Source organism: Halorhodospira sp. 9622 (assembly GCF_022228025.1).
Taxonomy (GTDB): domain Bacteria; phylum Pseudomonadota; class Gammaproteobacteria; order Nitrococcales; family Halorhodospiraceae; genus Halorhodospira; species Halorhodospira halophila_A.
On record NZ_JAJNRE010000005.1, the window covers coordinates 22,744 to 48,057 of the forward strand.

At 68.7% G+C, this 25,314-nt stretch carries 26 protein-coding genes; 13 read left to right on the plus strand and 13 right to left on the minus strand.

All coding sequences use genetic code 11. The features are described from left to right. Nucleotides 1–4: 4 nt before the first annotated feature. Genes tusC through dsrA form a run of 4 tightly spaced genes read right to left on the minus strand, consistent with a single transcriptional unit; the run spans nucleotide 5 to nucleotide 3,204 of the window. Entirely contained in the window at nucleotides 5–385 is a 381-nt protein-coding gene (gene tusC / locus LRG07_RS04100; protein WP_201242286.1) for a sulfurtransferase complex subunit TusC, read from the minus strand. Nucleotides 386–434: 49 nt separating this feature from the next. Then, nucleotides 435–794 carry a sulfurtransferase complex subunit TusD gene (gene tusD, locus LRG07_RS04105; protein WP_201171952.1) on the minus strand — a complete coding sequence of 120 codons (360 nt, stop codon included), beginning with the start codon at nucleotides 792–794 and terminating at the stop codon, nucleotides 435–437. A 13-nt stretch (nucleotides 795–807) separates the two neighbouring features. Continuing rightward, on the minus strand, nucleotides 808–1,896 hold the full coding sequence (gene dsrB / locus LRG07_RS04110) for a dissimilatory-type sulfite reductase subunit beta (protein ID WP_201171949.1): 1,089 nt from the start codon (nucleotides 1,894–1,896) through the stop codon (nucleotides 808–810). 48 nt (nucleotides 1,897–1,944) lie between these two features. Continuing rightward, complete coding sequence (gene dsrA / locus LRG07_RS04115) at nucleotides 1,945–3,204, minus strand: dissimilatory-type sulfite reductase subunit alpha (RefSeq protein WP_238641847.1); 1,260 nt, start codon at nucleotides 3,202–3,204, stop codon at nucleotides 1,945–1,947. A 212-nt stretch (nucleotides 3,205–3,416) separates the two neighbouring features. Here dsrA and LRG07_RS04120 point away from each other — a divergent pair, with 212 nt between their 5' ends. Both LRG07_RS04120 and LRG07_RS04125 read left to right on the plus strand, forming a co-directional pair. After that, complete coding sequence (locus LRG07_RS04120) at nucleotides 3,417–4,073, plus strand: type I-MYXAN CRISPR-associated protein Cas6/Cmx6 (protein WP_201242254.1); 657 nt, start codon at nucleotides 3,417–3,419, stop codon at nucleotides 4,071–4,073. Nucleotides 4,074–4,075: 2 nt separating this feature from the next. Beyond that, nucleotides 4,076–4,648 (plus strand): hypothetical protein, encoded by a 573-nt coding sequence (locus LRG07_RS04125; protein WP_238641848.1) that lies wholly within the window; start codon nucleotides 4,076–4,078, stop codon nucleotides 4,646–4,648. A 109-nt stretch (nucleotides 4,649–4,757) separates the two neighbouring features. On the opposite strand, the gene soxA is transcribed toward LRG07_RS04125, so the two are convergent. Beyond that, nucleotides 4,758–6,203: a sulfur oxidation c-type cytochrome SoxA gene (gene soxA / locus LRG07_RS04130; protein ID WP_238641849.1), complete on the minus strand. Its 1,446-nt coding sequence runs from the start codon at nucleotides 6,201–6,203 to the stop codon at nucleotides 4,758–4,760. 312 nt (nucleotides 6,204–6,515) lie between these two features. Between soxA and LRG07_RS04135 the strand changes: the two genes are divergently transcribed. Genes LRG07_RS04135 through LRG07_RS04155 form a run of 5 tightly spaced genes read left to right on the plus strand, consistent with a single transcriptional unit; the run spans nucleotide 6,516 to nucleotide 10,469 of the window. Continuing rightward, complete coding sequence (locus LRG07_RS04135; protein ID WP_238641850.1) at nucleotides 6,516–7,655, plus strand: porin; 1,140 nt, start codon at nucleotides 6,516–6,518, stop codon at nucleotides 7,653–7,655. Nucleotides 7,656–7,705: 50 nt separating this feature from the next. Next, complete coding sequence (locus LRG07_RS04140; RefSeq protein ID WP_238641851.1) at nucleotides 7,706–8,032, plus strand: c-type cytochrome; 327 nt, start codon at nucleotides 7,706–7,708, stop codon at nucleotides 8,030–8,032. A gap of 13 nt (nucleotides 8,033–8,045) precedes the next feature. After that, complete coding sequence (locus LRG07_RS04145) at nucleotides 8,046–9,353, plus strand: NAD(P)/FAD-dependent oxidoreductase (protein ID WP_201171918.1); 1,308 nt, start codon at nucleotides 8,046–8,048, stop codon at nucleotides 9,351–9,353. A gap of 14 nt (nucleotides 9,354–9,367) precedes the next feature. Then, entirely contained in the window at nucleotides 9,368–9,931 is a 564-nt protein-coding gene (locus LRG07_RS04150; RefSeq protein WP_201171916.1) for a DsbC family protein, read from the plus strand. 31 nt (nucleotides 9,932–9,962) lie between these two features. Then, on the plus strand, nucleotides 9,963–10,469 hold the full coding sequence (locus LRG07_RS04155; RefSeq protein ID WP_201171913.1) for a DsrE family protein: 507 nt from the start codon (nucleotides 9,963–9,965) through the stop codon (nucleotides 10,467–10,469). A gap of 65 nt (nucleotides 10,470–10,534) precedes the next feature. On the opposite strand, the gene soxZ is transcribed toward LRG07_RS04155, so the two are convergent. From soxZ to soxB, 4 genes are read right to left on the minus strand one after another with little or no spacing between them, the layout of a single operon-like run. Beyond that, a complete protein-coding gene (gene soxZ, locus LRG07_RS04160) occupies nucleotides 10,535–10,828 on the minus strand; it encodes a thiosulfate oxidation carrier complex protein SoxZ (protein WP_238641852.1) in 294 nt (97 codons plus the stop codon). Nucleotides 10,829–10,884: 56 nt separating this feature from the next. Next, entirely contained in the window at nucleotides 10,885–11,370 is a 486-nt protein-coding gene (soxY, locus tag LRG07_RS04165; protein WP_201242247.1) for a thiosulfate oxidation carrier protein SoxY, read from the minus strand. A 57-nt stretch (nucleotides 11,371–11,427) separates the two neighbouring features. Continuing rightward, a complete protein-coding gene (locus LRG07_RS04170; protein ID WP_238641853.1) occupies nucleotides 11,428–12,384 on the minus strand; it encodes an MBL fold metallo-hydrolase in 957 nt (318 codons plus the stop codon). Beyond that, on the minus strand, nucleotides 12,359–14,104 hold the full coding sequence (gene soxB / locus LRG07_RS04175; RefSeq protein WP_238641854.1) for a thiosulfohydrolase SoxB: 1,746 nt from the start codon (nucleotides 14,102–14,104) through the stop codon (nucleotides 12,359–12,361). The genes LRG07_RS04170 and soxB overlap by 26 nt, the downstream gene beginning before the upstream one ends. A 290-nt stretch (nucleotides 14,105–14,394) precedes the next feature. Between soxB and LRG07_RS04180 the strand changes: the two genes are divergently transcribed. The 5 genes from LRG07_RS04180 (at nucleotide 14,395) to LRG07_RS04200 (ending at nucleotide 19,488) form a co-directional block, all read left to right on the plus strand. Further along, nucleotides 14,395–14,586 carry a hypothetical protein gene (locus tag LRG07_RS04180; protein WP_201171903.1) on the plus strand — a complete coding sequence of 64 codons (192 nt, stop codon included), beginning with the start codon at nucleotides 14,395–14,397 and terminating at the stop codon, nucleotides 14,584–14,586. A gap of 12 nt (nucleotides 14,587–14,598) precedes the next feature. Continuing rightward, entirely contained in the window at nucleotides 14,599–14,829 is a 231-nt protein-coding gene (locus tag LRG07_RS04185; RefSeq protein ID WP_201171901.1) for a sulfurtransferase TusA family protein, read from the plus strand. A 74-nt stretch (nucleotides 14,830–14,903) separates the two neighbouring features. Continuing rightward, complete coding sequence (locus LRG07_RS04190; protein ID WP_255772238.1) at nucleotides 14,904–17,825, plus strand: molybdopterin oxidoreductase family protein; 2,922 nt, start codon at nucleotides 14,904–14,906, stop codon at nucleotides 17,823–17,825. Beyond that, nucleotides 17,825–18,538: a 4Fe-4S dicluster domain-containing protein gene (locus tag LRG07_RS04195; RefSeq protein WP_201171899.1), complete on the plus strand. Its 714-nt coding sequence runs from the start codon at nucleotides 17,825–17,827 to the stop codon at nucleotides 18,536–18,538. The genes LRG07_RS04190 and LRG07_RS04195 overlap by 1 nt, the downstream gene beginning before the upstream one ends. A 14-nt stretch (nucleotides 18,539–18,552) precedes the next feature. Beyond that, the gene (locus LRG07_RS04200; RefSeq protein ID WP_238632774.1) at nucleotides 18,553–19,488 is read left to right on the plus strand and encodes a DmsC/YnfH family molybdoenzyme membrane anchor subunit; all 936 of its coding nucleotides are present in this window, start codon (nucleotides 18,553–18,555) and stop codon (nucleotides 19,486–19,488) included. A gap of 106 nt (nucleotides 19,489–19,594) precedes the next feature. On the opposite strand, the gene cysG is transcribed toward LRG07_RS04200, so the two are convergent. The 3 genes from cysG to LRG07_RS04215 form a co-directional block, all read right to left on the minus strand. Continuing rightward, nucleotides 19,595–21,082 (minus strand): siroheme synthase CysG, encoded by a 1,488-nt coding sequence (gene cysG / locus LRG07_RS04205; RefSeq protein WP_201171891.1) that lies wholly within the window; start codon nucleotides 21,080–21,082, stop codon nucleotides 19,595–19,597. A 100-nt stretch (nucleotides 21,083–21,182) separates the two neighbouring features. Continuing rightward, nucleotides 21,183–22,394, minus strand: coding sequence for an MBL fold metallo-hydrolase (locus LRG07_RS04210; protein ID WP_238641855.1), 1,212 nt, complete (start codon nucleotides 22,392–22,394; stop codon nucleotides 21,183–21,185). A gap of 210 nt (nucleotides 22,395–22,604) precedes the next feature. Beyond that, nucleotides 22,605–23,303 (minus strand): ZapG family protein, encoded by a 699-nt coding sequence (locus LRG07_RS04215; RefSeq protein ID WP_238635563.1) that lies wholly within the window; start codon nucleotides 23,301–23,303, stop codon nucleotides 22,605–22,607. 188 nt (nucleotides 23,304–23,491) lie between these two features. Here LRG07_RS04215 and LRG07_RS04220 point away from each other — a divergent pair, with 188 nt between their 5' ends. Further along, nucleotides 23,492–24,187, plus strand: a complete 696-nt coding sequence (locus tag LRG07_RS04220; protein WP_238641856.1) for a hypothetical protein — start codon at nucleotides 23,492–23,494, stop codon at nucleotides 24,185–24,187. 3 nt (nucleotides 24,188–24,190) lie between these two features. On the opposite strand, the gene LRG07_RS04225 is transcribed toward LRG07_RS04220, so the two are convergent. Next, the gene (locus tag LRG07_RS04225; protein WP_201242240.1) at nucleotides 24,191–25,312 is read right to left on the minus strand and encodes a cobalt-precorrin-5B (C(1))-methyltransferase; all 1,122 of its coding nucleotides are present in this window, start codon (nucleotides 25,310–25,312) and stop codon (nucleotides 24,191–24,193) included. Nucleotides 25,313–25,314 lie beyond the last annotated feature (2 nt).

Consider the following 25,314-nt stretch of genomic DNA (forward strand, 5'->3'; position numbering starts at 1 on the left):
CCTCCTAGAACGACAGCACGACATCCTGGTCGGCCATCAGCGCGCCCATGCGCGCCCGATCGACGACTTCGACGGGGACGATCAGGTCCGCTTCCGTGAGCCCTCGCTCGTCGAGGGACTCGCGCTCGACGTAAAGCTTCTCGATGTCGTAGTCCTCCAGGGCGCGGAAGGTGGGTGCGAAGTTCTTCATGTCGATGGCCTTCGCGTTCTGCCCCTGGCGCAGCTGGAAGACCCCGTCGTCCAGGAACGCCAGGCTGACGTCCTGGTCGAAGGCGGCGGCGATCAGCACGACCTCCAGTGCCTCCAGGGCGTAGATGCTCCCGTGCGGCGCCTTGCGGTTAATGAACATGAACCGCTTGATATCGCCTTCCTGTTCCAGATCCATTGCCTCGCTCACGGTCTCGCCTCCTGTCGAATTGCCTGCGCCGGCGTCGCTAGTCGCCGAAGGTCACCAGCCGGTCCGCCTGGATGCCCACCTCGACCAGTTGACCGAGCCCGGAGATGCGGAAGCCCGGGGCCAGGATCTCGTCCTTGATGCCGCGACGCAGGGCGGCAGCGACGCAGACCACCAGATCGGTGTGATGGCGCTCGGCGAGCTCGGACCAGCGTCGGACCATGTTGCGGTCGTCCTGCTGCGGCTCCTGGAGCCGGTTGGCGTTGTGCACCCCGTCCATGTAGAAAAAGACGCGGGGCACCTCGTGGCCCTGTTCCAAGGCTGCGACGGCGAACTGGTAGGCGCTGTCCGATGCCTGGTGCTGGTACGGCCCCTCGTTGACCAGGATTCCGAATTGCATGGGTCCTCCTTGCCTAGAAGCGCAGATGGGCCGAGGCGTTGAGCTTGTGCCGCGAGCCCTGCCAGTTCTCGATGTGGTGCTTGGTGAAGGGCAGGCCGGTGAGCTCGAAGAAGCGCTTCCAGCCAATGCGCTCGATCCACTCGCCGACGCGTTCGTAGTCCCGAGCGTTGTCGCGGTAGGTGTAGAGGATCTTCTTCACGTGCTCGGCGACCTCGGGCCAGCGCGGCGGGTTGTTGGGCAGGCCGGCCACCACCAGCTTGTGGAACGTCGGCACGCCGCGGGCGTTGGAGTGGTTGCCGCCCACCCAGATAGCCAGGCGCGAGTGCTCCGGGTCGTTGATCTGCATCGGCGGGCAGGGCGGGTAGCAGGCGCCGCAGGCGACGCACTTGCTCTCGTCCACCTCCAGCGAGGGTTTGCCGTCGACCACCGCCGGGCGGATGGCGGCCACCGGGCAGCGGGCCACCACCGAGGGGCGCTCGCAGACCTGTCCGACCAGGTCGTGCTGGATCTTCGGCGGCTTGGTGTGCTGGATGTTGATGGCGATATCGCCCTGGCCGCCGCAGTTGATCTGGCAGCACGAGGTGGTGATGTGCACGCGGTTGGGCATCTCCTCGCGGACGAACTCCTGGTGGAGCTCGTCCATGAGCGCCTTGACCACCCCGGAGGCGTCCGTGGCCGGGATGTCGCAGTGCAGCCAGCCCTGGGTGTGCGAGATCATGGTCACCGACGGGCCGGTGCCGCCCACCGGGAAACCGGCGCCGCGTAGGGCGTCGATCAGCGGCTGGACCTTCTCTTCGCGGTCGACGGTGATCTCGGCGTTGGAGCGGATGGTGAAGCGCAGGTAGCCGTCGGCGTATTCGTCGGCGATGTCGCAGAGCTTACGCACCGTGGCCAGGTCCATCTGCCGCTGGGTGCCGGCGCGCACCGTCCAGACCTCCTCGCCGGTCTCCGAGACGTGGTGGAGCACGCCCGGCTGCGGCCGGTCGTGGTGGCGCCACAGCCCGAAGTTGCGGCGCAGCGTGGCGTGCATGTGCGGGAACGGATCCGGGGTCCCGCTCTCGACGGGGGACCGCGGTTGGTTGGTGGTGCTTGCTTCAGCCATGATTCGCTCTTCCTCCGCTGCTGAGCGCCCGGGGCGTTGACGCGTGCCTCACGAGGCTTGCTCGGACTGCATGTGCTGGCGCCGGTACCACTTCTCGGCCTCTTCGTCCCAGTCGTCGGTGCGGACGTAGGAGATCGAGCGCGGCTCGTGGATCATGTTCGGGTCGACCTCCAGGCCCACCGCCTCGAGGAAGTTGACCAAGCCGATGCGCTCGATCATCTCGCCGACCCGCTCGTGCTCGAGGGCGTTCTCGGCGAAGAAGTCGACGATCTCCTGGGCGATCTCGAGGATGCGCTGGTAGTCGGCGTCGCTGCGCAGGGGCAGGAAGGGCACCACTACCGTGCCGAAGAGGTCGCCGATGCGCAGGGTGCGCTTGCCCCCGACGAGGATGGTGACGCCCCGGTCCTGTCCCGGCGCCAGGGCCCGCGTCATGACGTTGATGCAGTGCATGCAGCGCACGCAGCTGGCGTTGTCGATCTCCAGGGTGTTGTCGTCGTTCAGGCTCAGGGAGCCGGAAGGGCAGCGGCTGACCACGTTGTCGATGGTGTGCTTGCGGCCCTTGGTCTCGACAAAGGCCTGGACTTCGGCCTGATCCACCTGGATGTCGTCGCGCCAGGTGCCGATGACCGCGAAGTCCGAGCGCTCGATGCTGTTCATGCAGTCGTTGGCGCAGCCCGAGACCTTGAACTTGAACTTGTACGGCAGGCTGGGCCGGTGCATGTCGTCGAGGAAGTTGTTGACGAGTAGGCGGTGGATCTTCTGCTCGTTGCAGCACGAGTGCTCGCAGCGGGCGGCGCCGACGCAGGACATGCCGGTGCGCACCGCCGGCCCGGCGCCGCCGAGATCGAGGCCGTAGGCGTTGAGCTCATCGAAGCAGGCCTGGACGTTGTCCGCGGTGATGCCCTGGAGCATGATGTCGCCGGTCTGTCCGTGCAGGGCGATCAGCCCCGAACCGTGCTTCTCCCAGATGTCGCAGATGTCGCGCAGCAGTTCCGTGGAGTAGTGCATCCCGGCCGGCGGGATGAAGCGCATGGTGTGGAACTCCTGGGCCTCCGGGTAGATCGGGTTGCCGTCGTCGTCCTTGAGCTCGGTGAAGCGGGGAATGATGCCGCCGCCGTACCCATAGACGCCGATGGTGCCGCCCTTCCAGTACCCCTTGCGGTCGGTGTAGGAGTGCTCCAGCTGCCCGAGCACGCCGGCGATCATGGGCTTGTCCTCGGCCAGGCGCTTGAGCCCGGTGACGAAACTCGGCCACGGGCCGGTCTCCAGCTCGTCGAGTTTCGGGGTGTTGTACGTCTTGTCGGTCATGGCGCTGATCCTCACCTCGCCTGCGGCTGACGGATCTCAGGGCCGCGGGAGGCGGCCCGGTCTCGGTTGGTGACCAAGCTAGCCAGAGGGCCGGGGCGAGGGAATATCCATTCAAGGAGCTGAATAGGAATACGGCGTATCCCTTTCGGGATATAGAGCGCTGCTCGGTGCGCGGTTGTACTCGGGTCAGCCCGAACGGTGTGGAGGCCGCGGTGTACTGGGAAACCGAGCAGGAGCAGGCACAGGAGACCGCTGAGGCGGTGGACGTGGCCTTCGCGCTGAGCGGTCGCGCACTGCCCGAGGCCTACGCCGCGCCCCTGGCGGAGGCCCTGGCCCCGCGCCTGGTGCCGCAGCTCGATCCCGACGAGGTGGGGGTGCGCATCACCCACCTGCCGGCCAGTGGCCACGGTTGGTGGCGCACGCCGGATCAACCGATCCTCTTGCCGCGGCGCAGCCGCCTGGTGCTGCGCGTGCCCCGCGAGCACGCCGGGGCCGTGGCCGGGCTGACCGGGGCGACGCTGGATGTCGCCGGCGAGGTCCTTGCGCTGGGGCAGGCCCAGAGCTTTGAGATCCCCGCCGCGGCCACCGTCTACGCCCATCGGGTTCTGGGGCCACAGCGCGGCGCAGTGGAGGAGACTGCACTGCTGGCGGCGGCGCGCGAGGAGCTCGCAGGCATGGGTGTCCACCCCAAGCGCCTGCTCTGCGGTCGCCAGGAGACCTTGGTGACCGCGGATGGGCCCGTGGCCACACGCAGTCTGCTGGTCGACGGCATGGGCCCCCAGGCCGGGCGCAGGCTTCAGGCCCGGGGGCTGGGTCGCGGCCGCTGTTGGGGCTGCGGGCTGTTCATTCCCCACAAGGCAGTGATCTGATCATGCGTACCAAGACCCACTGGTTCCGCCCCCGCGACGAGCAGCAGCCCGAGGAGGTTGGCGCCGCGGCGTCGATCCGTGCCTGGCGTGCCGCCACCGCGGCGGTGCGCACCCTCTCCGAGGACGGCCCGATCACCGATCGCACCGGGGGGCATCTGGCCCTGGTGGAGGAGCTGCTGCTCTTCGCCGTGCAGTACACCGACCGGCTGGCCTGGCTGCGGGGGCTGGCCGACGAGTCGCGCCGCCGGCTGGTCGAGGCCATGGTGAAGCGCTTGGCCGACGGCATCCGCGACAACGGCAGCGACACCGATGCGGGGCGGGCGTTCCTGGCCCGCGCCGGCGAGCGCCTCAACGAGTATGCACGCATCACCTATGCCGGTGAGGATCCGGGGTTCCCGGCCTACAACCTGCTGGGTCAGCGCGGCTGCGATGCCAGCGACCGGCCGCGGGATCTGTGGTTGCACGGGCGGCTGACCGAGGTCGAAGGGCCCGAGATGGTCGCCGATTTGCGCCCGGTCATCGGTGGGCTGTTGGGCAATCTCGGGGTGGGTGCGGATGAGCCGGCCGGGGCCTAAAGGGCCCTGGTCCGGGCGGGTTCGGCCCGCGCGGGTTCGTCCATGGAGCGGCCGCGGCCCGAGACTCCGGGCCGCGGCCGTGGCGGGCTGCCGGGGCCGCGGGCGCCGGTCAGTGAGCGTAGCGCGGGACCAGCACCTCCTCGCCCTGTTGCTCGGAGATAAGGTAGGTCTCCAGGTCCGCGTACTCCGGCGCATCCCCCGGCAGGTAGTTGGTGCCCAGCGGGGTCATGCACCACTGGAAGCGGGTGCGCAGATCCCACACCCGGCTCTGCGCCGTGCGCCAGTAGGGGTGGTTGCTCATCGCCGTATCTTCGGCCTCGATATTGGCGAGGATACGGCCGCTGAGCCACTTATCCCCACCGCCGCGGTCGGTGTGGCAGTTGGCGCAGGCGTGGGCCCGTTCCCCGACCGGACGGTGGAACAGTGCCTCGCCCCGTTCAATGGCCGCCTGGACGTTGGGGTCGTCGTCATCCAGGTCGTAAGCCATGCCGTTGGACTGGCTGTGCACCAGCAGCGACATGTAGAGGTTCTCGTCCGATTGCGTGGGCAGCTCCATGTCCTGCTCCTCCTTGGCGTGCACCGCCAGAAAGTCCTCGATGGACATCATCCGGTCGTACTCGTCGAACCACTTCGGGTACTCGGCGGCCACGCCCTCCAGGTCCTCGATGACGCCGACCGGGCGCAACTCATCGGCGGGCTCCAGCTCGCCGTGGCAGCTGGCGCAGGACTCGCCGTTGGGGCCTGGCTCGTCCCAGAGCGGGACGGCGATCTGCTCGGCATGCATCAGCGCCGGATTGTCGAACGGATCCAAGTGTTCGCCCGCGGGTTGCAGCGCGGGGCGGGTGTTCGGGTCCCAGTGCCGATCCACCCCCTCCGGGGTGATCGGCTCGCCGTCCTCGTCGCCCTCGAGGGTCATCAGGTAGGCGACCACGTCGACGATCTGCTCTTCGGACCACATACCGCTCAGGCCGAACGGGGGCATGGGGCTGTCCTCGCCGTAGAACACCCGGGGGTCGTAGACCACCTGGTAGAGCCACTCCTTGTCCGGGGCCCACTCGCCGACGGTGCGCAGGTCGGTGCCCACATTGCCTGGCGAATCGATCCCCGCCTCGGGAACCAAGTGGCAAGAGGAACAGGGGCCAAGCTCGCCCTTGGCGAAGAGCTCGCGGCCGCGCTCGGGATCACCCTCGAGGTCGTCGGGGATGTCCGCCTCCTGCGGCTCCGGGTATTCGGTCTCGTCGGCGTAGGAGTGGGTCGGCCAGTCGCCGAAGTCTTCGTTCTCCTCGCCCGGGAAACCGCCGAACTCGTAGCGGATCTGTCGCGTCTCGCCGTCCTCCTCCACGATCCGGCCCTGGGAGGGCTCCGTGGCAAGGGATTCCCAGGTCTCGCTGGTGTGGTGATCCATGCCGTCGGGGGCCGGGCGCGGCTCGATGTTCCGCTCCTGCTCTCCGGCGCCGGCGCCCTGTGTCGCCAGGAGACCGATGGCCGCCGCGCCGGTACAGAGGCCGAGGGTTGCTGCGATTCGTGCCGAGCGTGTAGGGCTGCGCGCTGTCATGGGACCCCCTCCTTGAAACCCGGAATATGGATTGTCCGATTGGCCATTTCTGGTCACATCGTGGGCTGGGTAGCCTGTGTTGGCAGGCTAGCGGGCGGGGGGGAGCGTGCGAATACCCTTTTTAGGGTGAGCTGTTGTTCAAAGCCCTATCCCCATCGGGCAGGCCGGGCTGCCCAACTGGGCAGTTGTTGGCTCTCGGGCGTTGCAACAGGCTGGCCGGTGCGCGAGCGGGCTGGCGAGACGGCGAAGGTCCCCTGCGGACGCGGCGCGGTCTCCGGCCCGGAACCCCATCAGGCACCGGAGGCAGGCACCATGAAAAGAACAACAACGGCGGCGGTACTGGCAGGCGCGTTTAGCCTGGGCGGCATCCCGTGGGTGGCGCAGTCCGGGTCCGCTGAGGTCGATCTCTACGGGCAGGTCCATGCGGGGCTGAACCACTTCTCCTACGAGGACGCCTCGGATGTCACCCAATTCACCGATCAGGGGCGGACCCGCCTCGGGGTTGCCGGCCGACAGCTCCTGGACGGTGATTGGGCGGCCATCGGGCAGCTGGAGTGGGCCGTCGGGCCCCATCTGGGCGAGGACAATCTCAGCCGCCGGATCAGCTACGTGGGGGTGGACGGCCCCTACGGCGAGGTGGTGGTGGGTACGGTCCACGCCGCCTACAAGACCCTCGGTGGCGTCCGCTGGGATCCGCTGGTGACCACCGAGTTGCAGCAGCGGCGGACCGGGGGCATGTCCGGGGGATCGTTCGGCCACAATGATTTCGTGGACCGCGCCGTGCAGTACGTCAGCCCGGAGTTGGCTGGCTGGCAGCTGCACGCGCAGATCGGGACGGAGGACGACAACCAGGATCGTACAGACGACGGAGACGCGGATCCGGCAATGCGGCAGGGCGATGTCATCCTCGGGGCCGACTACACCGGCCTGCCCGACTGGCAGTTCATCGCCGCGGTGATGCACCTCGACGAGCCGTTCACCGACGTGGACGACGTCGACGACGGCGACACCAACTGGAAGGTGGGGGCGCGCTGGTCGCCAGACGACTTCTCGCTAGCCTACCAGTACGAGTCGGTGGAGATCATCCGCGGCCCGGCCGGTACCGGGCGGATCGACAATTTGGTCGATGACGCTTCGAACCGGGTGGATGGGGATGGTGACGACGCATTGTTCACCGATTCGGTCGACCACCACGCTCTTATCGGGACCTATGAACAGGGCCGCAACACCTGGGTGGTGGCTTTCGGGCACGCCGATGCCGATGGCGACGACGAGGACGTGACCTCGGTCACCGGCGCGCTGGTCCACCGGCCCCACGCGGATTTCCGTGTCTACGCCGGTGTGCAGCACCAGTCTTTCGACGACATGATCGGTGCAATAAATGATGACGGGGACGACTATCTGACCACTTACGCCATTGGCGCCCGGTACGATTTCGGCGCCACGTTCTGAGCGGGGCGGCCGTGGCCGCCCCCGACCATGAGAGAAGGAGGAGGGGATCCATGCAGCAATTAGCGCGCAGGGCACTGCTCGGCGGTGCCGTCACCCTGGGGCTGGTGCTCGGGGGGAGCACGGCAGCGGCCGGTGACGGTGCGATCTCCGAGGGCGAGATGATCGCCAACAGCTGCCTGGCCTGCCACGGCCCCGGCGGACAGGGTGCGGAGAGCATGCCGCCACTGGCCGGCTGGGACGAGGAGGCCCTGGTCGAGGTGATGAAGGAGTTCCGCGAGGGACGGGGCGACCCCACGGTCATGGACCGGCACGCCACCGGCTACACCGATGAGCAGCTGCGCGCGGCGGCTGCCTACATCGCCGAGATGGATCAATAAGGGAAGGGCAGGCATGAGCAAACGTCTTACGCGAAGGGATTTCATCCGCCTCGCGGGTCTCGGGACCGCAGGTGCCGGACTGGGTCTGGCCGGCTGCGCCCCCAGAGAACCGGAAGTCAATGGCCGGGTCGAGGGCCGTGTGGTGGTGGTCGGCGGCGGCTCGGGCGGTGCCACCGCCGCGCGCTACCTCAAGCACCACGCGCCGGAGCTGGAGGTGACCCTCATCGAACCCAACGAGAGCTACTACACCTGCTACGCCGGCAACTGGTATCTGGGTGGCTTCCGCGAGCTGCGTACCCTTCGCCACGGCTACCACACCCTGCGCGACGAGTACGGCATCCAGGTTATCCACGATCGGGCCCGGGACATTGACCTGGATGGTCACCGGGTGGAGACCGCCGAGAACGGCTCCATCGCCTACGACCGGCTGGTGGTGGCGCCGGGCATCGCCTTCGACTGGGACCGGGTCGAGGGGATGGACGGCGACGACACCATTGCTGTCCCCCACGCCTGGTGGGGCGGGGCGCAGTACTCCATCCTCCGCGGCCAGATCGAGGCCATGGACGACGGCGGTACCGTGGTCATCTGTCCGCCGGACGGGCCGTATCGCTGCCCCCCGGGGCCGTATGAGCGCATGAGTCTGATCGCCCACTACCTCAAGCAGCACAAGCCGCGGGCCAAGGTCCTCGCCCTGGATCCGAAGGACAGCTTCTCCAAACAGGGGCTGTTCGAGGAGGCGTGGGAGGAACTCTACGGCGATATGATCGAGTGGGTGCCGGCCGCGGACGGCGGCAAGCCGGACCGGATTTCGGTGCGTGATCGCAAGGTCTTCACCGATGGCGGTGGTGCCGAGCACCGCGCCGACGTGCTCAACGTGATCCCGCCGCAGAAGGCTGGCGCCATCGCCGAGCGGGCCGGGCTGACCGACGACGACGGCTGGTGCCCGGTGGACCAGCGTACCTTCCGCTCGACCCGTCACGACGACGTCTACGTGGTCGGGGACGCCGCCGTCGCCGGCGACATGCCCAAGTCGGGCCACGCCGCCAACAACCAGGCCAAGCTGGTGGCGGCGAGCATCGTCAGTGAGTTGCGCGGCCACGAGGTGCCCAGCTTCCCCACGGTGAATACCTGCTACAGCCTGGCCGCGCCGGACTGGGGTGTAACCGTCGCAGCGGTCTACGAGTACCGGGACGGTGCGATGCGCTCGGTGGAGGGGGCCGGTGGCCTGAGTCCCGAGGGCGCCTCGCGGGAGTTCCGCAAGCGCGAGGCCGACTACGCCCCTGGCTGGTACGCCTCGATCACCCGAGACATCTTCGGTTAGCGAGGGAGGACGCCATGCGCAGGGAGCCGACCAGAACCTGGGAACCGTTCCCCCGGACCGGCCGCGGCGCCGTCCGGGGGCTGGTGCTGGGGGGGTGTATGGGCGCGGCGATGGCCGCCTCCGGTGCCATGCCGGAGGAGATCGCCGAGACCCTCGAGGCCATGCCGGAGGAGGATCTGATCATCTTCGAGCCCGAAGCGGGGGAGGCGCAGCACAGCGTCACGGTCTTCACCGACGTGACCTGCCCGCACTGCCAGGACCTCCACGCTGACCTGGATGATTACCTGGAGCAGGGTATCCGCGTGCGCTACGCCGCCTTCGCCCTCTCAGATGCCTCGCGGGAGCTGATGGACCGGGTCTGGTGTAGCGAGGATCGGCACCAGGCGCTGGAGTCGGCCAAATCCGGTGAACAGCCGGAGGCCGAGGCCTGCGACGCCTCGCCGGTGGATCGCCATCAGGAAACGGCGCAGCAGATCGGTGTGCCCGGCACACCGACCATGGCCACCCCGGGGGGCGAGCTCTCCTTCCGCCTGACGCCCGAGGACCTTGCCGATCTGCTCGAGCAGGAAGCGCAGTAGGTGGGTCGGTCGGCCCGCAGGAGGGATCACCATGACCGTACAGAGCCGTTCACGGGGCCGCCAGGGGGTGTTGGCCGCCGGCCTGGTGGCACTCGGGTTCTCGCTGGGCGGGGTCTCCGCGGAGGAATTCCCCGAGCCCCGGTTGGTCTTCCACGTGGATATGGAGGAGCCGCAACGGGTCAGTTCCACCATCTTCAACGCCAACAACGCCGCCAGCCACTACGAGGGGCAGCTGCTCGACTACGATGTGCGGATTGTCCTGCACGGGTTCGGCCTGCAGTACGTCACCGAGGACCGGCTGGCGGATACCGCCTATGAGGTCGATGACGCCGAGCGGGCCGAACGCGATGAGCTGCTCGAGCGGCTGCGTTCGCTGGCCGATACCTACGACGTGCAGCTGGAGGTCTGCGCCAGCTCCATGGATGAGGCGGGCCTGGCGGCGGAGGACCTGGCGGTGGAGGCCGAGCTGATCGACTATGGCGCCACCCGGCTCGAGGAGCTCCAGCGCCGCGGTTTCTCCTACATCAAGATTCAGTAAGGCAGGTAACCGGCGCGTGGGCGGGGGGCGTCGCGACCGACGCCCTCCGCGCCCCGCGTCCGGCTTCAGGTCAGCTCCATCTCGTGGCTGTCACCCTCGCCGCGGTTGTCTGTGTAGCGGATCTTGAGGGTGTCGCCGGCCTCGGCCTCGGTCTCGAACTCGATCAGTGGGTTGGGCGAGATGCTCGGCCCCCAGTGGGCGTGGAGGACCTTCTCGTCGTTGATCTCGGCGATCACCTCCTGGATGAAGTGGCCCTCATCGCCCGTCTCCTCGTCGGGGGCGTCCATCGGGTGGCTGATCAGGGCGCGGACCTCCGCCATTCCGTCGACCAGGGTTGCGCGTGCTCGAATCGAAGACATGGTTGGCTCCCTTGTGATCTTTCGCGGGTGTGACGTGAACGCCGCCGGTCGGCAGCTCAGCCGCCGCAGCCGCCGATGGTGACCCGCACGCGGCGGCTCGTGCCGTAGAGCTTGCCGTTGCTCTTGGCGATCGCCACGACGTCCGAGGTGTCGGCCATCTGGATCCGCTGCGAGACCTTGGGCTTGGTCTTGCCGCCGAGCTCGAAGACCGCCGAGACCGGCGCGTTGTTCTCCGGCACGTAGACTGTGATGCTCTCGACGTCCGGCAGCGAGGTATCGATGGTGATCGGTACCGTCTCGCCGTTCTCAGCTACCTCCGGGGCGTCGATGCGGATCTCGTCGCTCTCCTCGTAATCCGCGGCGCCGAGTACCGCGTTGAGGCCGTCCTCGAGGCTGGTGGCCATGATCGACTCCTCCCGCCAGGAGGCCAGGGCCTGGGACGGGGCCAGCATGCCCAGGCCCACAGCGGTTCCTACGCCGCCGAGGCCCAGGGCGCCAGTGAGAAGCTTGCGGCGTTGGGTGTCGACTTGTTGCTTATCCATGGTGGATTCCTCCCGTTGCGGCCCGTTGGGCCGGTTGCTCGACTCGGTTGCTGCGTCCTACCACTCGAACTCCAGGTAGGCGCGATTGATGTTGGTGGTATGCCAGCCGTCGAAGTGCTCCAGGTGCTTGAAGGCCGGCTCTTCGCGGTGCCGGTCCACCACCTCGTCGAGAGGCTCGAGCTCTTCCGCGGCGGCGCCGACCTCGTGGACGAGGAATTCGTAGTAGGCGCCGGTGTCCTGTTCGACCCGCTCCATATCGCTAATCCGCCCGTGGCCGGGGACGACTGTTCCGGGGTCCAGTTCCGAGAGCTCCTGATAGGCCTCATAGCCGTTCTTCACACTCGACCACGGGTGTACGCCGAGCATGCGATCGACGTAGACCAGATCGCCGGTGAACACCACGTCCGCATCGGGCAGGTGGACCATGGCGTCGCCGGGGAAGTGGGCATCGGTGCGCTGCATCTCGATGGTCACCCCGCCGAGTTCCAGGGTCGCCTCCTCGCCCTCCAGGCGGCGCTCGGCGAAGGCCGGTTCGGTCCCCTCGAGCCGGTCCCCGACGGCCTCCCTGAGGCGCCCCTCGAGGTGGTCGTCGGCGAATGCCTCCTGCTGGGTCACTGTCTCTTCGAAGGCGATGACCTCGGCGTCGTGCTCGCGCTGGAAATAGTCATTGCCCAGCCAGCGGTGGTCCTGGACCCCGATGTTTAGAACCCAGCGGATCGGTGCGTCGGTCACCTTGGCCACCGCCTCCTCGATCAGCTCCGCGCTGAAGGCGGTGGGCCCCGAGTCGATGAGCAGGACGCCCTCGTCGGTCTCGACGATGCCGTAGTTGGCGTTCATGCCGTGGTTCTCGTAGGTGCGGGCATCCGTCGGGCCGATGATCGCGTGGATCCCGTCGGTCACCGGCTCGGCCTCCGGAACGAACAGCTCATCGGCGAGGGCCGGTGACAGGAGCATCGCCCCAGCCACCAGCCCGCCGGCGGGCAACGTGTTAGAGCGCGAGACCCGGGTTGTCATCGCTGACCCCCTTGAGCTTCGGCACGTAGGGCTCCTCGACCCGCAGCGCGTTGTGGTTGCGGAAGTAGTCCGCCAGCACATCCCAGGCTTGCGGTCCGTCCTGGGGCTCGTTGACGTCGGCCCAGCCGGCCACGACGTACTTGCGCTTGGGGTCCATGGGCTCGCCGTTGATCTCCAGGTCGCTGATGCGATCGCCCATCTCCCGGGTCGGATCGATGGCGTAGCGCAGCCCGGCGCTGCGGACCATGTCGCCACCGCGATGGAGCATCGGATTTTTGTTGAAGATGGAATTGGCGACGTCCTCGAGGACGTGTTTGATCGCCTCGCCGGTCATCTCGTTGCGGGTGGTCTCCGAGTAGGTGCTGCAGGTCTGGTTCATGCAGTCCTCGAAGGTGACCTTGCCGGGCAGGACGCTCGGTCCCCAGCGGAACCCCGGGGTGAAGGCGACCTCGGCGTCGCGTCCTTCGATCAGGGCCCGGGCGAGCACCTCATCAAAAGTGCCGTTGAAGTTGCCGCGCCGGTACAGCACCCCATCGACCTCGCCGACCACCTCGGAGAGCTTCTCCTCGTACGGGGCATGGATGTCGTCGACCAGCGACTGCATCTCCGGGTCCGGGTCGAGGGCGTTGGAGAAGATCGGCAGGTTGCGGTAATGGAAGTCGCGAATGCGTCCGTCGCGGACCTCGAAGTCCAGCACGGAGAGGTACTTGCCGTTGGAGCCGCTGTTCACGACGAGCGTCGGTTCGCCGTCGGGGTCTTCGACCCGCTCGGGGTAGGGGACCGGGTCGTGGGTGTGGCCGCCGAGGATGGCGTCGACCCCGCGCAGCTGCCGCGCGTAGGCCATGTCGGTGAGCATGCCGGCGTGGGAGAGCAGAACCACCACTTGCGCGCCGTCTTCGCGTGCCTTGTTCACCTGCTCCTGAAGGCGGTCGAGCCGGTGACCCATCTCCCACTGCGGGAACATATACCCGGGGTTGGCGATGGGGGTGAAGGGGAAGGCCTGGCCGACCACCGCCACGGGGACGCCGTTCTGTTCGTGCAGGGTGTAGGCGTCGAAGATCGGGTCGAGCCAGTCGCGGTCAAGCACGTTCTGCGCGAGGAAGCGCACCCCGGCGTCGTCGAGGTCGGCGACCAGCTCCTGGACGCGCTCGTCGCCGTAGATGAACTCCCAGTGCCCGGTGCAGGCGTCGACCCCGAGCTGCTTCTGGAAATCCACCATGGCGCGGCCTTCGGTCCACAGGGCCGGGCCTGATCCGTGCCAGGTGTCTCCGGAGTCGAGTAGCAGGGCGTCGGGGCGTTCGGTGCGGGCCCGCTTCACCGCCGTGGCCAGGTGGGCGGCGCCGCCGACACGACCGTAATACTCGGCCGCCGCCTGGAAGTCGAGGTGGGTGAAGGCGTGGGCCTCGGGGCTGAAGCGATCGAGTTCGTAGTGGCGGAGGAGCTCCTCGCCGACGAGCAGCGGTGGCTTGCCCTTGAAGTCGTGGAGGCCCAGATTGATGTTGGGCTCGCGGAAATAGACCGGCTTGAGTTGACCGTGGAGGTCGCAGAAGTGGAGGAAGTGGACGTTGCCCCTGCGCGGCAGGTCGTAGAAATTCTCCGGGATTGCCCGCCAGTCGCCCGCGCCGTTGCCGCCCGCCAGGCTCTTGCCGGGGCGGGCCAGCGCGCCGGCCGCGCCGGCGGCCAGCATCAGCTCCAGGAAGTCGCGCCGGGATAAGCGCATCGCCAGGCTCCTCGGTTGCGTTCGTTGGTTTAATTGCGATCGATCAAAATCAAACGTAGGACCGCGTGCGCAGTGGCGGAATACCCATTGGTGGGTGACAGCCGGGGCGCCGGCCTATTCCCTTTTGGGGAGGGGCGTGCGGCGGCGCGGCGGAGGGCTGGTCGCAATACCCCCTCGGGGATAGATGCCCCGTGTGCGGTCTCCCCTTTGGCAGGTTGTTGCATATATCAGGACATGGGCATTCTTCAGCGAAACGTAGCGTCGCACAACGACAGCGGGGAGAGGCGGTGATGAACCGGGAGTACTACAACGCCGTCCGGCGGATGGAGGAACAGGGGGTCGATGCCGACTACATGGCCGGTTGGATCGGCGGCTATCTGCAGAACCCCAAGCGTGAAGAGCAGCGCGTCAATGACCGCTATGAAGCGGGTTACGCCGACGGCCTGGAGGGTCGTACCGACAACATCGTGGCGTCCAACTGAGGAGCACCGGATATGGCGGAGTTTGATCAATCCCTCGATGCCACCGGGCTGAATTGCCCGCTGCCTATTCTCAAGGCCAAGAAGACCCTGGCCACCATGAACACCGGCGAGGTGCTCTACGTCATGGCCACCGATCCGGGATCGGTGAAGGACTTCGAGTCCTTCAGCAAGCAGACGGGGCACGAGCTACTCGAGCAGAAGGAAGAGGACGGGACCTACCACTTCCGGCTCAAGCGCGCTTGAGCCGGCTGCGGGGCCGGCCCCGGTTGGCGGCCCCGCCCCGATCCCACACCCGCAAGCCGGCCATGGAGGCAGCCATGCGCGTCACCCCGCAAGCCGAGGTGGCGGACGACCCCGCTCGTCTTGAGCCTCGGGACCGCCAGGAAGTCCGCTACACCACCTGCTACATGTGCGCTTGCCGCTGCGGTATTCAGGTCACCCTGGAGGACGGCCAGGTTCGCTTCATCCAGGGCAACCCGGATCACCCGGTCAACCGCGGCGTGCTCTGTGCCAAGGGCAACGCCGGCATCATGAAGCAGAACTCCAGGGCGAAACTCCGCCGCCCGCTGCGTCGCAAACCGGGCACGGAGCGCGGCGAAGGCGCCTTCGAGGAGATCTCCTGGGACGAGGCCCTGGATGAGCTCACCGAGCGGCTGCGCCGGATCCGCGCCGAAGACCCGAAGAAGCTCGCCTACTTCACCGGTCGTGATCAGATGCAGGCGCTGACCGGGCTCTGGGCCACGCAGTTCGGCACCATCAACTGGGCGGCCCACGGCGGCTTCTGCTCCGTGAACATGGCCGCTGCGGGGCTCTACACCCTGGGGCACGCCTTCTGGGAGTTCGGTGATCCGGACTTCGAGCGGACCCGCTACTTCCTGCTCTGGGGCACCGCCGAGGATCACGCCTCCAACCCCTTCAAGCTCGGCATCGACACCCTCAAGCGCCGCGGCGGGCGCTTCGTCGCCATCAATCCGGTGCGCACCGGCTACCAGGCCGTCGCCGACGAGTGGGTGCCCATCCGTCCGGGCACGGACGGCATGCTCGCCATGTCGCTGATCCACTGCCTGCTGCGCGACGGGCAGTTCGACCAGGACTATCTCATCCGCTACACCAACGCCCCCTACCTGGTGGTTCAGACCCCGGGGCAGGCCGGGGATGGGCTGTTCCTGCGCGATGAGCAGGGCGCGCCGCTGGTCCGGGATCTGCAGCAGGAGGCGTTCGTCGATGGCACGCAGGCCGGGATTGCGCCGGCGCTCTTCGGTGCCTGGACGGCGCCTGACGGGCGGCCGGTGAAAACGGCCATGACGCTGCTCGCCGAGCGCTACCTGGACGCACAGTACGCCCCGGAGCGGGCCGCCGAGGTCTGCGGCGTGCCGGCGGAGACCATCGAGCGCCTGGCCGCCGAGATGGCCCACGTGGCCTTCCAGGAAACCATCGAGATCGAGTGCGAGTGGACCGACTGGGCTGGACGCCGGCACGACCGGTTCATCGGCCGCCCGGTCTCCATGCACGCCATGCGGGGGGTCTCAGCCCACTCCAACGGCTTCCAGGCGGCCCGTGCGCTGCACCTGCTGCAGCTGCTGCTCGGCTCGGTGGATTGCCCCGGTGGGCATCGGGCCAAGCCCCCGTACCCGAAGCCGATCCCGCCACCGCTGCGTCCCGCCCGGGAGACCGCACCGGATACTCCGCTGGCGGCCTCGCCGCTGGGTTTCCCGGTGGCGCCCGAGGATCTGGTCATCGACGGCGAGGGCCGGCCGCTGCGCATCGACAAGGCGTTCTCCTGGGAGGCGCCGGTCTCGCCCCACGGCAAGATGCACACGGTCATCAGCAACGCCCACGACGGGGATCCGTACCCCATCGACACCCTGATGCTGTTCATGGCCAACATGGCCTGGAATTCCACCATGAACACCACCAGTATCCAGGACATGCTGCGCGCCCGGGACGAATCCGGCGCGTACCGCATCCCCTACCTGGTGGTGGTGGACGCCTTCCACTCCGAGACCGTGCAGTACGCGGATCTGGTGCTCCCGGATACCACCTACTTGGAGCGCCACGACTGCATCTCCATGCTCGACCGGCCGATCTCCACCGCCGAGGGGCCGGCGGACGCCATCCGTCAGCCGATCCTGGAGCCGGAGGGCGAGGCACGTCCTTGGCAGGAGGTGATGATCGAACTCGGCGCCCGCCTGGGGCTGCCGGCGTTCACCAACGAGGACGGCAGTCCGAAGTACAGCGGCTATGAGGACTTCATCGTCCGCTTCGAGAAGGCGCCGGGGGTCGGGTTCCTGGCCGGCTGGCGGGGCGAGGACGGCAGCAAGCCGCTGCGCGGCGAGCCCAACCCCCGGCAGTGGGAGCACTACATCGAGAACGGCGGTTTCTTCCAGTACGAGTTGCCGCTCTCGCATCAGTTCTACAAGTTCGCCAACAAGGGCTACCTGGAGTGGGCCGAGGCGGCCGGGATCAACGGCTCCGCGGAGCCGATGGTCATGAGCGTCTACGCCGAGCCCCTGCAGCGCTTTCGACTCGCCGCCGAGGGGCTCTACGACGGGCCGCAACCCCAGGATGCCGTGGATCGCGAGCGGGTGCGCACCTACTGTGATCCGCTGCCCTTCCACTACGCGCCGCTGGAACAGAGCCGCGTCGAGGGGCAGGGGTATACCTTCCACGCCATCACCCAGCGGCCGATGACCCACTACCACGCCTGGGACAGCCAGAATGCCTGGCTGCGCCAGATCATGGCCGAGAACGTCCTCTACATGAACCGCGCACGCGGCGAGGCCCTGGGCCTTAGCGATGGCGACTGGGTCTGGGTCGAGTCGCACAACGGGCGCATCTGCGTGCCGCTGCAGCTGGTCGAGGGCGTGCAGGCGGATACCGTCTGGACCTGGAATGCGGTGGGCAAGCGCTCCGGGGCCTGGGGGTTGGAGCCCGGCGGGCCGGAGGCCAGCCGGGGGTTCCTCCTCAACCACCTGATCGATGACCGCCTGCCACGCCGGGATGACGAGAAGCCGCTGAGCAACTCCGATCCGATCACCGGGCAGGCGGCCTGGTACGACCTGCAGGTGCGCATCCACAGGGCGGCACCCGGGGAGGGCGGGATCTCGCAACCGCAGTTCACCGATCTGATCCCGCCGCCGGGCGTCGACAACGGGCCGATGAGGCTCATGCGCTACGCAACCCACCAGGCGGTGCGCCTGCACCGCTCCATGCGCGACATTCTGAGCCGGGGGCGTTGATGAGACTGGGACTGGTCATCGATCTCGATACCTGCGTCGGCTGTCACGCCTGCGTGGTGGCGTGCAAGCAGTGGAACACCTCGGGGACGGTCGGTCCGCTGACCGATTACCACCCCTACGGTGGATCCCCCAGCGGGGTCATGCTCAACCGCGTGCGTCATTACGAGGAAGGGACGTACCCGAACAGCAAGACCGTCAACGTGCCGGTCTCCTGCATGCACTGCGATGAGCCGCCCTGCGTGGATGTCTGTCCCACAGGCGCGTCCTACAAGCGTGACGCCGACGGGATCGTGCTGGTCGACGAGGCCAAGTGCATGGGCTGCAACTACTGCGCCTGGGCGTGCCCTTACGGCTGCCGCGAACTCGATCACGCCAGCGGCACCATGAAGAAGTGCACGCTGTGCATCGACCGGATCTACGACGACCGCCTCCCCGAGGCCGAGCGCCAGCCCGCCTGTGTGCTCTCCTGTCCGGCCCGGGCACGGCACTTCGGCGATCTCGACGACCCCGACTCGCGGGTCAGCCAGCTGGTGCGCGAGCGGCGGGGCTTCGTGATGCTCCCGGAGATGGGGTGCCAGCCGGTCAACCACTACCTGCCGGTGCGCCCGCCCGAAGCCAGCCGTCCGCTGCCCGAAACGACCGGTACGTCCCCGGGGCAGGGCACCGATCCGGCCAGCGTCCAGCACTGGCCCAACCGCGTCGTTCACCGCTGAGGGAGGATTCACCCATGCATCCCGCCTGGTCCGTTGTCTTCTTCACGGTGCTCTCCGGTGCCGGCTACGGCTTCGTCGCCCTGTTCGCCCTGACCGATATCCTCGCCCTTGGTGGCGCGGTCGGGCAGCGAGAGCTGCTGGCCGCGGTCGCCATCGGTGCCGTGCTCATCACCATCGGCCTGATGTCGTCCGCCGGTCACCTCGCCAATCCGCGCAATGCCTGGCGTTCTTTCGCTCGCTTCCGGACCTCCTGGCTGTCCCGCGAGGCGGTGCTCGCCGTGCTCTTCTACCCGGTGGCCCTGCTCTACTTCGGGCCCTACTTCCTGCTCGGGCTGGAGCACAACGCCGTGACCCTCGTGTTCGCCGGGCTGACGGCGGTGCTGGCCCTGGCCACGGTCGTGGCGACGGGCATGATCTACGCCTGTGTCCGCGCCATCCGCGAGTGGAGCCAGGGGCTGACCCCGGTAAACTACCTGCTCATCGGTCTGGGGTTGGGCGCCGCCGTGCTCGCCGCCGTGCGCGGTTTCTTCGGCGCCGATCCGGCCCCGGCGGCGGCCATGGGGGTGGCGCTGCTGGCGGTGGCCGCAGTGACCAAGTCGGCCTGGTACCTGTGGAACCGCCGTCCCGGCAGTTCCAGCAAGACGACGGCCTTGGGGCTGAGCGCCCCGGTGCGCCTGGTCGACGCCGGTCACACCGCCGGCAACTTCCTGACCTGGGAGTTCCAGTACCCCCTGCCCGAGGGGCGCGCGCAGGTCTACCGTGGGTTGGCACTGGCCGCAACGTTCGCCTTCCCCATCGCCGCGTTGAGCGCCGTGGCCCTTGGGGCCGGGGCGGTGTGGGCCTACGCGGCGGTGGCGGTGGCGCTGCTCGGCGCGCTCATCGAACGCTGGCTGGTCTTCGCCGAGGCCCGCCACGCGGTGCGTCTCTATTACCACGAGGCGCGGCTGTAAGGCGCGCAAGCCCCGGCGGGGTCTCTGCGCCGCCCCGCCTTAAACCGCCGAGGCCCGGGCCAGCTCGGCCCGGGTCTCGGTTATTGCGCAGGAGGTGGACGGCCGCTTAGGCCTGTTCGGTATCCGCCGGGACGCGACGGCGGACGGGGCGCGGTTCGCTGTTCAGGCAGCCGTGCTCCGGGAAGGCCGGCTCGGCGTTGGGTGAGCTGTGGTACCACCCCAGTTGCGGCTGGAGCGTCACGGTTGGGCCGACGACGATCAGCGCCGGGCCCTGGAGCCGCGCATTGCGCACCTGTCCGGGCAACTCGCCGAGCGGGGCGGTGATCACACGCTGTGCCGGGGTGGTGGCCTGATCGATCACTGCGGCGGGCTGGTCCGGCGGCAGGCCGCCCGACTGAAGCTGGGCGCAGACCGTCTCCAGATGGGTGAGCCCCATGTAGACCACCAGCGTCTCGTCGCGGCGGAACGGGGCCCACTGGGAGAGTTCCAGGGCGCCGTGGCGGCGGTGCCCGGTCAGGAAGCGGCAGCTCTGGGCGTGATCCCGGTGGGTCAGGGGGATGCCGGCGTAGGCCGCAGCACCCTGGGCGGCGCTCACCGCCGGCACCACCTGGAACGGGATGCCGTGCTCGATCAGCCCCTCGATCTCCTCGCCGCCGCGGCCGAAGATGAACGGGTCCCCGCCCTTGAGGCGCAGCACCCGCTTGCCGGCAGCGGCCAACTCGATGAGCTTGTCGTTGATCGCCTCCTGGGGCAGCGTGTGCCGGCCACGGCGCTTGCCGACGGGGATCCGCTCGGCGTCCTTGCGCACCAGGCGCAGCAGCGCGGGCGCCGCCAGGTGGTCGTGGAGCACTACGTCGGCACGCTGCATCAGGCGCAGGGCGCGGAAGGTGAGCAGGTCGGGGTCGCCTGGGCCGGCACCCACCAGGTAGACCTCGCCGCGCCCGTCACTGCGGGCCTGTTCCTGGCGCAGCAGCTCGAGCATTGCCTGTTCGGCCTCCCGCTCCCGACCCGCGAGCATGGACTCCGCCGCCGGGCCTTCGAAGACCTGTTCCCAGAACCGCAGGCGCTGCCGCCCGGTGGGGAGGGCGGCAGCTACGCGCTCCCGCAGGCGGCCAGCAAGGGCGGCCAGCCGCCCGTAGGCGGTGGGCAGCAGGGTCTCCATCTGGCTGCGTACCTGACGGGCCAGCACTGGCGCGGCGCCACCGCTGGTGATCGCCACCTGCAGCGGGGAGCGGTCCACCACCGCCGGGGTGATGTAGCTGCAGTACTCCGGCCGATCGACGGTGTTGACGGGTATGCCCCATTCGCAGCATCGGCGGTAGACCAGCTGGTCGGTGGCCTCGTGGTTGGCGGCGTTGAGCACCAGCGCCGCCCCTTCTTCCATGCCGGGGCGGTAGTCCTCGGCCCGATGGTGGGCCCGGTCGGGATGGCGCTGCAGCAGTTCCTCACAGTCCCCGCCGAGTTCGCGGGCAACCAGAGTGACGGTCGCCCCGCTGTCGAGCAGATCCTCGGCCTTGCGGGCGGCGGTCTCATTGCCGCCGATCACCAGACAGTTGCGGCCGTGGAGCTTGAGGAAGATCGGGTAGTGGTCCATCGCGGGGTCCCCTGCTGGTCTTGGCTGGTGCGCCATCCATCATGACGCGCGCATGTGTCATGCAAATATCTCCAACGGGGTACCGCGGGCCGGGCCGCTATCAGGCGGCCGCGGCCTCACTCAGGGCGCAGACGTTCTTGCCCACTTCCAGGCGCCGGGCCTCTGCTTCGTCGGGCTGGACGAGGCCGATGTTGACCCGCTTGATCTCGATATACGCCTTGGGAAAGTGGGGCAGGCTGCCGAGGATATAGCTGCGGAACGGCTCCAGGCCGGCATCCACCTGTCGCAGCCCCGGATTGCTGCGGCGCAGGGGACCGAGTTCGGCGCAGAAACGGCCCCGGGTATCGGCGACGCTGGGGTCGGTGGCGTGGCCGGGCAGGACCACGGTGTCCTCGGGCAGGGCCAGCAGCCGCTGCAGGGAGTCATGGAAGAGTGGCGTCCAAGCCTCGGCGGCGCCGCCCAAGTCGGGGCGGGCGATGGACTCCAGGAAGATGCTGTCCCCCGAGACCAGGTACTGTTCGTCGACTAGGAAAGCCACCATGCCCAGGGTGTGGCCGGGGACGTGCAGGGCGCGCAGCGTGATCGCCCCGACGCGCACCGACTGATCGGCATACAGCGGTGCGAAGTCGATGCGGGCCGGCAGCATGTCCATCGGGTGGATGGCGTCGTAGGGATGCAGGTGGTAGGGGACCCGGTGGCGACGGGCCAGTTCCGGGCCGCCGCTGATGTGGTCGGCGTGGGCGTGGGTGTCGAGGACCTGGGTGATGCGGGCTCCCCGCGCATGGATCAGCTCCTCGTAGACGTCCACGTGGCGATTGGGGTCGATGACAGCGGCCTCACCGTCGCTGATGATCACGTGGCTCAGGTCGCCACGGGCCGGGCGGATCACCTGGTAGACGGTGTAGCGCTCGTGGTTGCCCACTACCCGGTGGTAGTAGAAATCGCCCCAGGCCTCCATGCCGCCCTCCAGGTTCAGGGCCGGGTAGCCGAGTTCGCGCAGGCCGTGGGCCAGGTGCTCCGAGGTGTGCCCCTCGCCGCAGACCGTCAGGATGGTGTGGTCGGTGGGTAACCGGTCGGACAGCTGCGCCCGGATGCCGCGCAGCACGGCCGCGTCCACGTCGTCGGCGTCCTCATCGAGGTCGAGCAGCTCGAAGTAGGGGACGTTGATAGTCGGGGTGTCGTGCGGGCCCTCGACGCGCCAGCGCTCGAACTCGTCGGGGTTGCGCACATCCAGGATGAACAGCCGCTCGGCGCCGAGCAGGTGCTCCCAGGCAACGGCCGGTGTCCAGGCGGTCTTCAGGGTGTCCAGCATGGTCAGCCTCCTCACTCCTTGGGTGCGACAAAATGTCTGGTCTTTCACCAAGGATGGAGGCGCAGCGTCGGGGTGCTATATCCCGAAAGAGATAAGAACTGGAACCAATCAGGATTGGTCGATGGGTCAAAAAAACCCCGGGGCCGGCAGGCCCCGGGGTCCGTATCGCCATGAACGGTCGGTGGACCGTTCACGTCCCCGGGCAGCTCTTCAGCTGAAGATGCTCGGGCGCCGACGCCGCTTCTCACCGCTGCTGCTGCTGCGCTCCTCGGTGGCCGTGCTCCGGGTACGCTCCGGGGCACTGCTGCGGGACCGGGAGGAAGAGGTGGTGGAGCGGCTGCGCGTCGGGCGACGGCCGATGGCGGACTCGGAGGAGCGGCTGGAGGAGCCGATGGCCGACTCGGAGGAACCGCTGCTCCGACTGCTGCCGGCGCTGCGGCTGCTGCCGCCACTGCTGCTGCTGGCGGAGCGGTCGCCGGAAGAGCGCTCGGAACGCTCCTGGCTGATCTGGCGGCGCGCCTGGGCCTCACGCTGCTCCTTGGCCTTCATCTCGCTCATGCGCCGGGCGGACTGCTCGACCACGTCCTGGGACAGCAGGCGCTGGTCACCCAGGGACTTGACCAGGTCCTGCGTGCGGCGGGGCGCCAGACGCTGGGAGCTGGTGGCCATGTGCTCGTAGAGGCGACGGTACGCCTTGGTGACCTCGCCCATGATCTGGGCGGTCTGCTCGAAGTGCTGGTCCACCTCGCTGCGGACGTTGCGCACTTCCTCGCGGTTGCGGCGGGCCACGCTCTCGGCGTCGCGGATCTCCTGGGTGTTGGGCGAAGAGGCGCGCCCGACGTAGGCACCCACAGCGGCACCGACCACGGCACCGACGACAAGTAGCAGGATTGGATCAAACGCTTCCATACCGGACCTCCCGATTAGTTCATCGGCTACTTTGTATCAAACGACTGATTGCGCGGAACAGGGTGCGCGCTTACACCGCGAGCCCGGCTGAGACGGCCCCGGCCGAGCGCTCCGGACACCATATACGCAATCGTACAGCGTATCATCCCGCACAGGGTACAGCGTCGCGCGTTGGCGCGGGAGGCCGCATGCACGGGGGGCTTGAAACGGCAGCTCAGATCAGCGGGGCCGGTTGGGCGGTGCTGATGGCGGCGGCGGTGCTGCTGGTCCTCGCCCTGGGGTTGGCCGTCACGGGTGGGTGGGCGCTGCTGCGCGGTCGCCTACTCCGCGGGGTGTCCGTGCTCGCCGCCGGGCTGATCCTGCTCGGCGGGCTGGGAACCGCCGGCGCCCTCGGGCTGGGTTTGCTGGCCTATGAGCGGCTGGAGCGGGAGCGCCCGGTGCTGGCGCTGCGCTTCCAGGAGGTGGCCGGACAGCGCTATGTGGCGCGGCTGATCTACCCGGACGGGCGGCATGTGACCGTGCCGCTGGCCGGCGATCAGTGGCAGGTGGATGCCCGCGTGCTGCGCTGGAGTGGCTTCGCGACGGTGCTCGGTCTGGAGACCCGCTACCGGCTGGAGCGGATCAGTGGTCGTTACGCCGACCCCGAGGCCGAGCGCACCGCGCTGCGTACCGTGCACCCCCTGGCCCCGCCGCAGCGGGGTATCGACCCCTGGTTGCTGGGTCAGCGCCACGGCGATCGTCTCCCCTGGGTGGACGCCACCTACGGCAGCGCCACCTACCTGCCCATGGCCGACGGCGCCGAGTACCGGGTGGCGGTCACCCGGGGCGGCCTGATCGCGCGGCCGACCAATGCCGAGGCCGAGGCAGCGGCCCGCCGCTGGTAGGTCTCAGTGCCGTGCCCAGCCGGCCCGGCCCACGGGCTGGCCGCGGCGATCGAAGATCAGCACCTCCACCTCGCTGGCTGCCGGATCCACCAGGGCCAGGGCGGTGCGCTGCGCCTCCCGCGCCACCGCGTCGCCCAGCGGGAGATCAGCGGCCTGCGCGAGGTCAAAGGCCTCGGCGACCGTGTTGGCGGTGGCGATGCCCTCCTGGCAGGCGGCATCCGCGCCGAGTTGTGCAGCGGTCTCGGCCAGCGCCGTCAGATCGGCCTGCCCGCGGCGCGAATGCACATCGAGAAAGCCCTGGGCGAGCTTGGTGATCTTGGCCAGGCCGCCGGCGATGGTGATCCGCGGTACCGGGTGCCGGCGCAGGTACTTGACCATCCCGCCCACGAAATCGCCCATGTCGATCAGCGCCTCGTCCGGGAGCCCGTGGTAGGCCTGCACCGCCTGCTCCGAGGTGCGTCCGGTGCTCCCGGCCACATGCCCGAGCCCGGCGGCCCGGGCCACGTCGATGCCGCGCTGGATGGCGTCGATCCAGGCGGCGCAGGAGAAGGGCACCAGCACCCCGGTGGTGCCGAGCACCGACAGTCCGCCCTCGATCCCCAATCGCGGGTTGAGGGTCTGCGCCGCCAGGCGTTCCCCGTCTTCGATGGCGACCTCCAGGGTGACGTCGGCCGGCACCGACAGCTCGGCCGCCGCCTCGCGGATGCCCTGCTCGATGTAGCCCCGCGGACCAGGGTTGATCGCCGGCTCGCCGGCGGCGACGGGCAGACCGCTGCGGCGCACCGTGCCCACGCCGGGGCCGGCGCGCAGCCGCACCCCGCCGCCCGGTGTGCCGGGGCGTGCGGTCACCGAGACCAGGGCGCCGTGGGTGACGTCCGGGTCGTCGCCGGCGTCCTTGATGACGCCGGCCCGCGCCCAGCCGTCGCCGCAGGCCTGAGCGGCCAGGGCGAAGGCCGGGGCGCGCTCCCGCGGCAGCCGGACGGTGACCGGATCGGGGAAGGCGCCGCTGACCAGCCCCGAGAAGGCCGCCCGCGCCGCGGCGGCGGCGCAGGCGCCGGTGGTCCAGCCGCGGCGCAGGGCGGTGCCGGCCTTGGGATCAGCCGGCTGGGAGGCATCCTGACTCATAG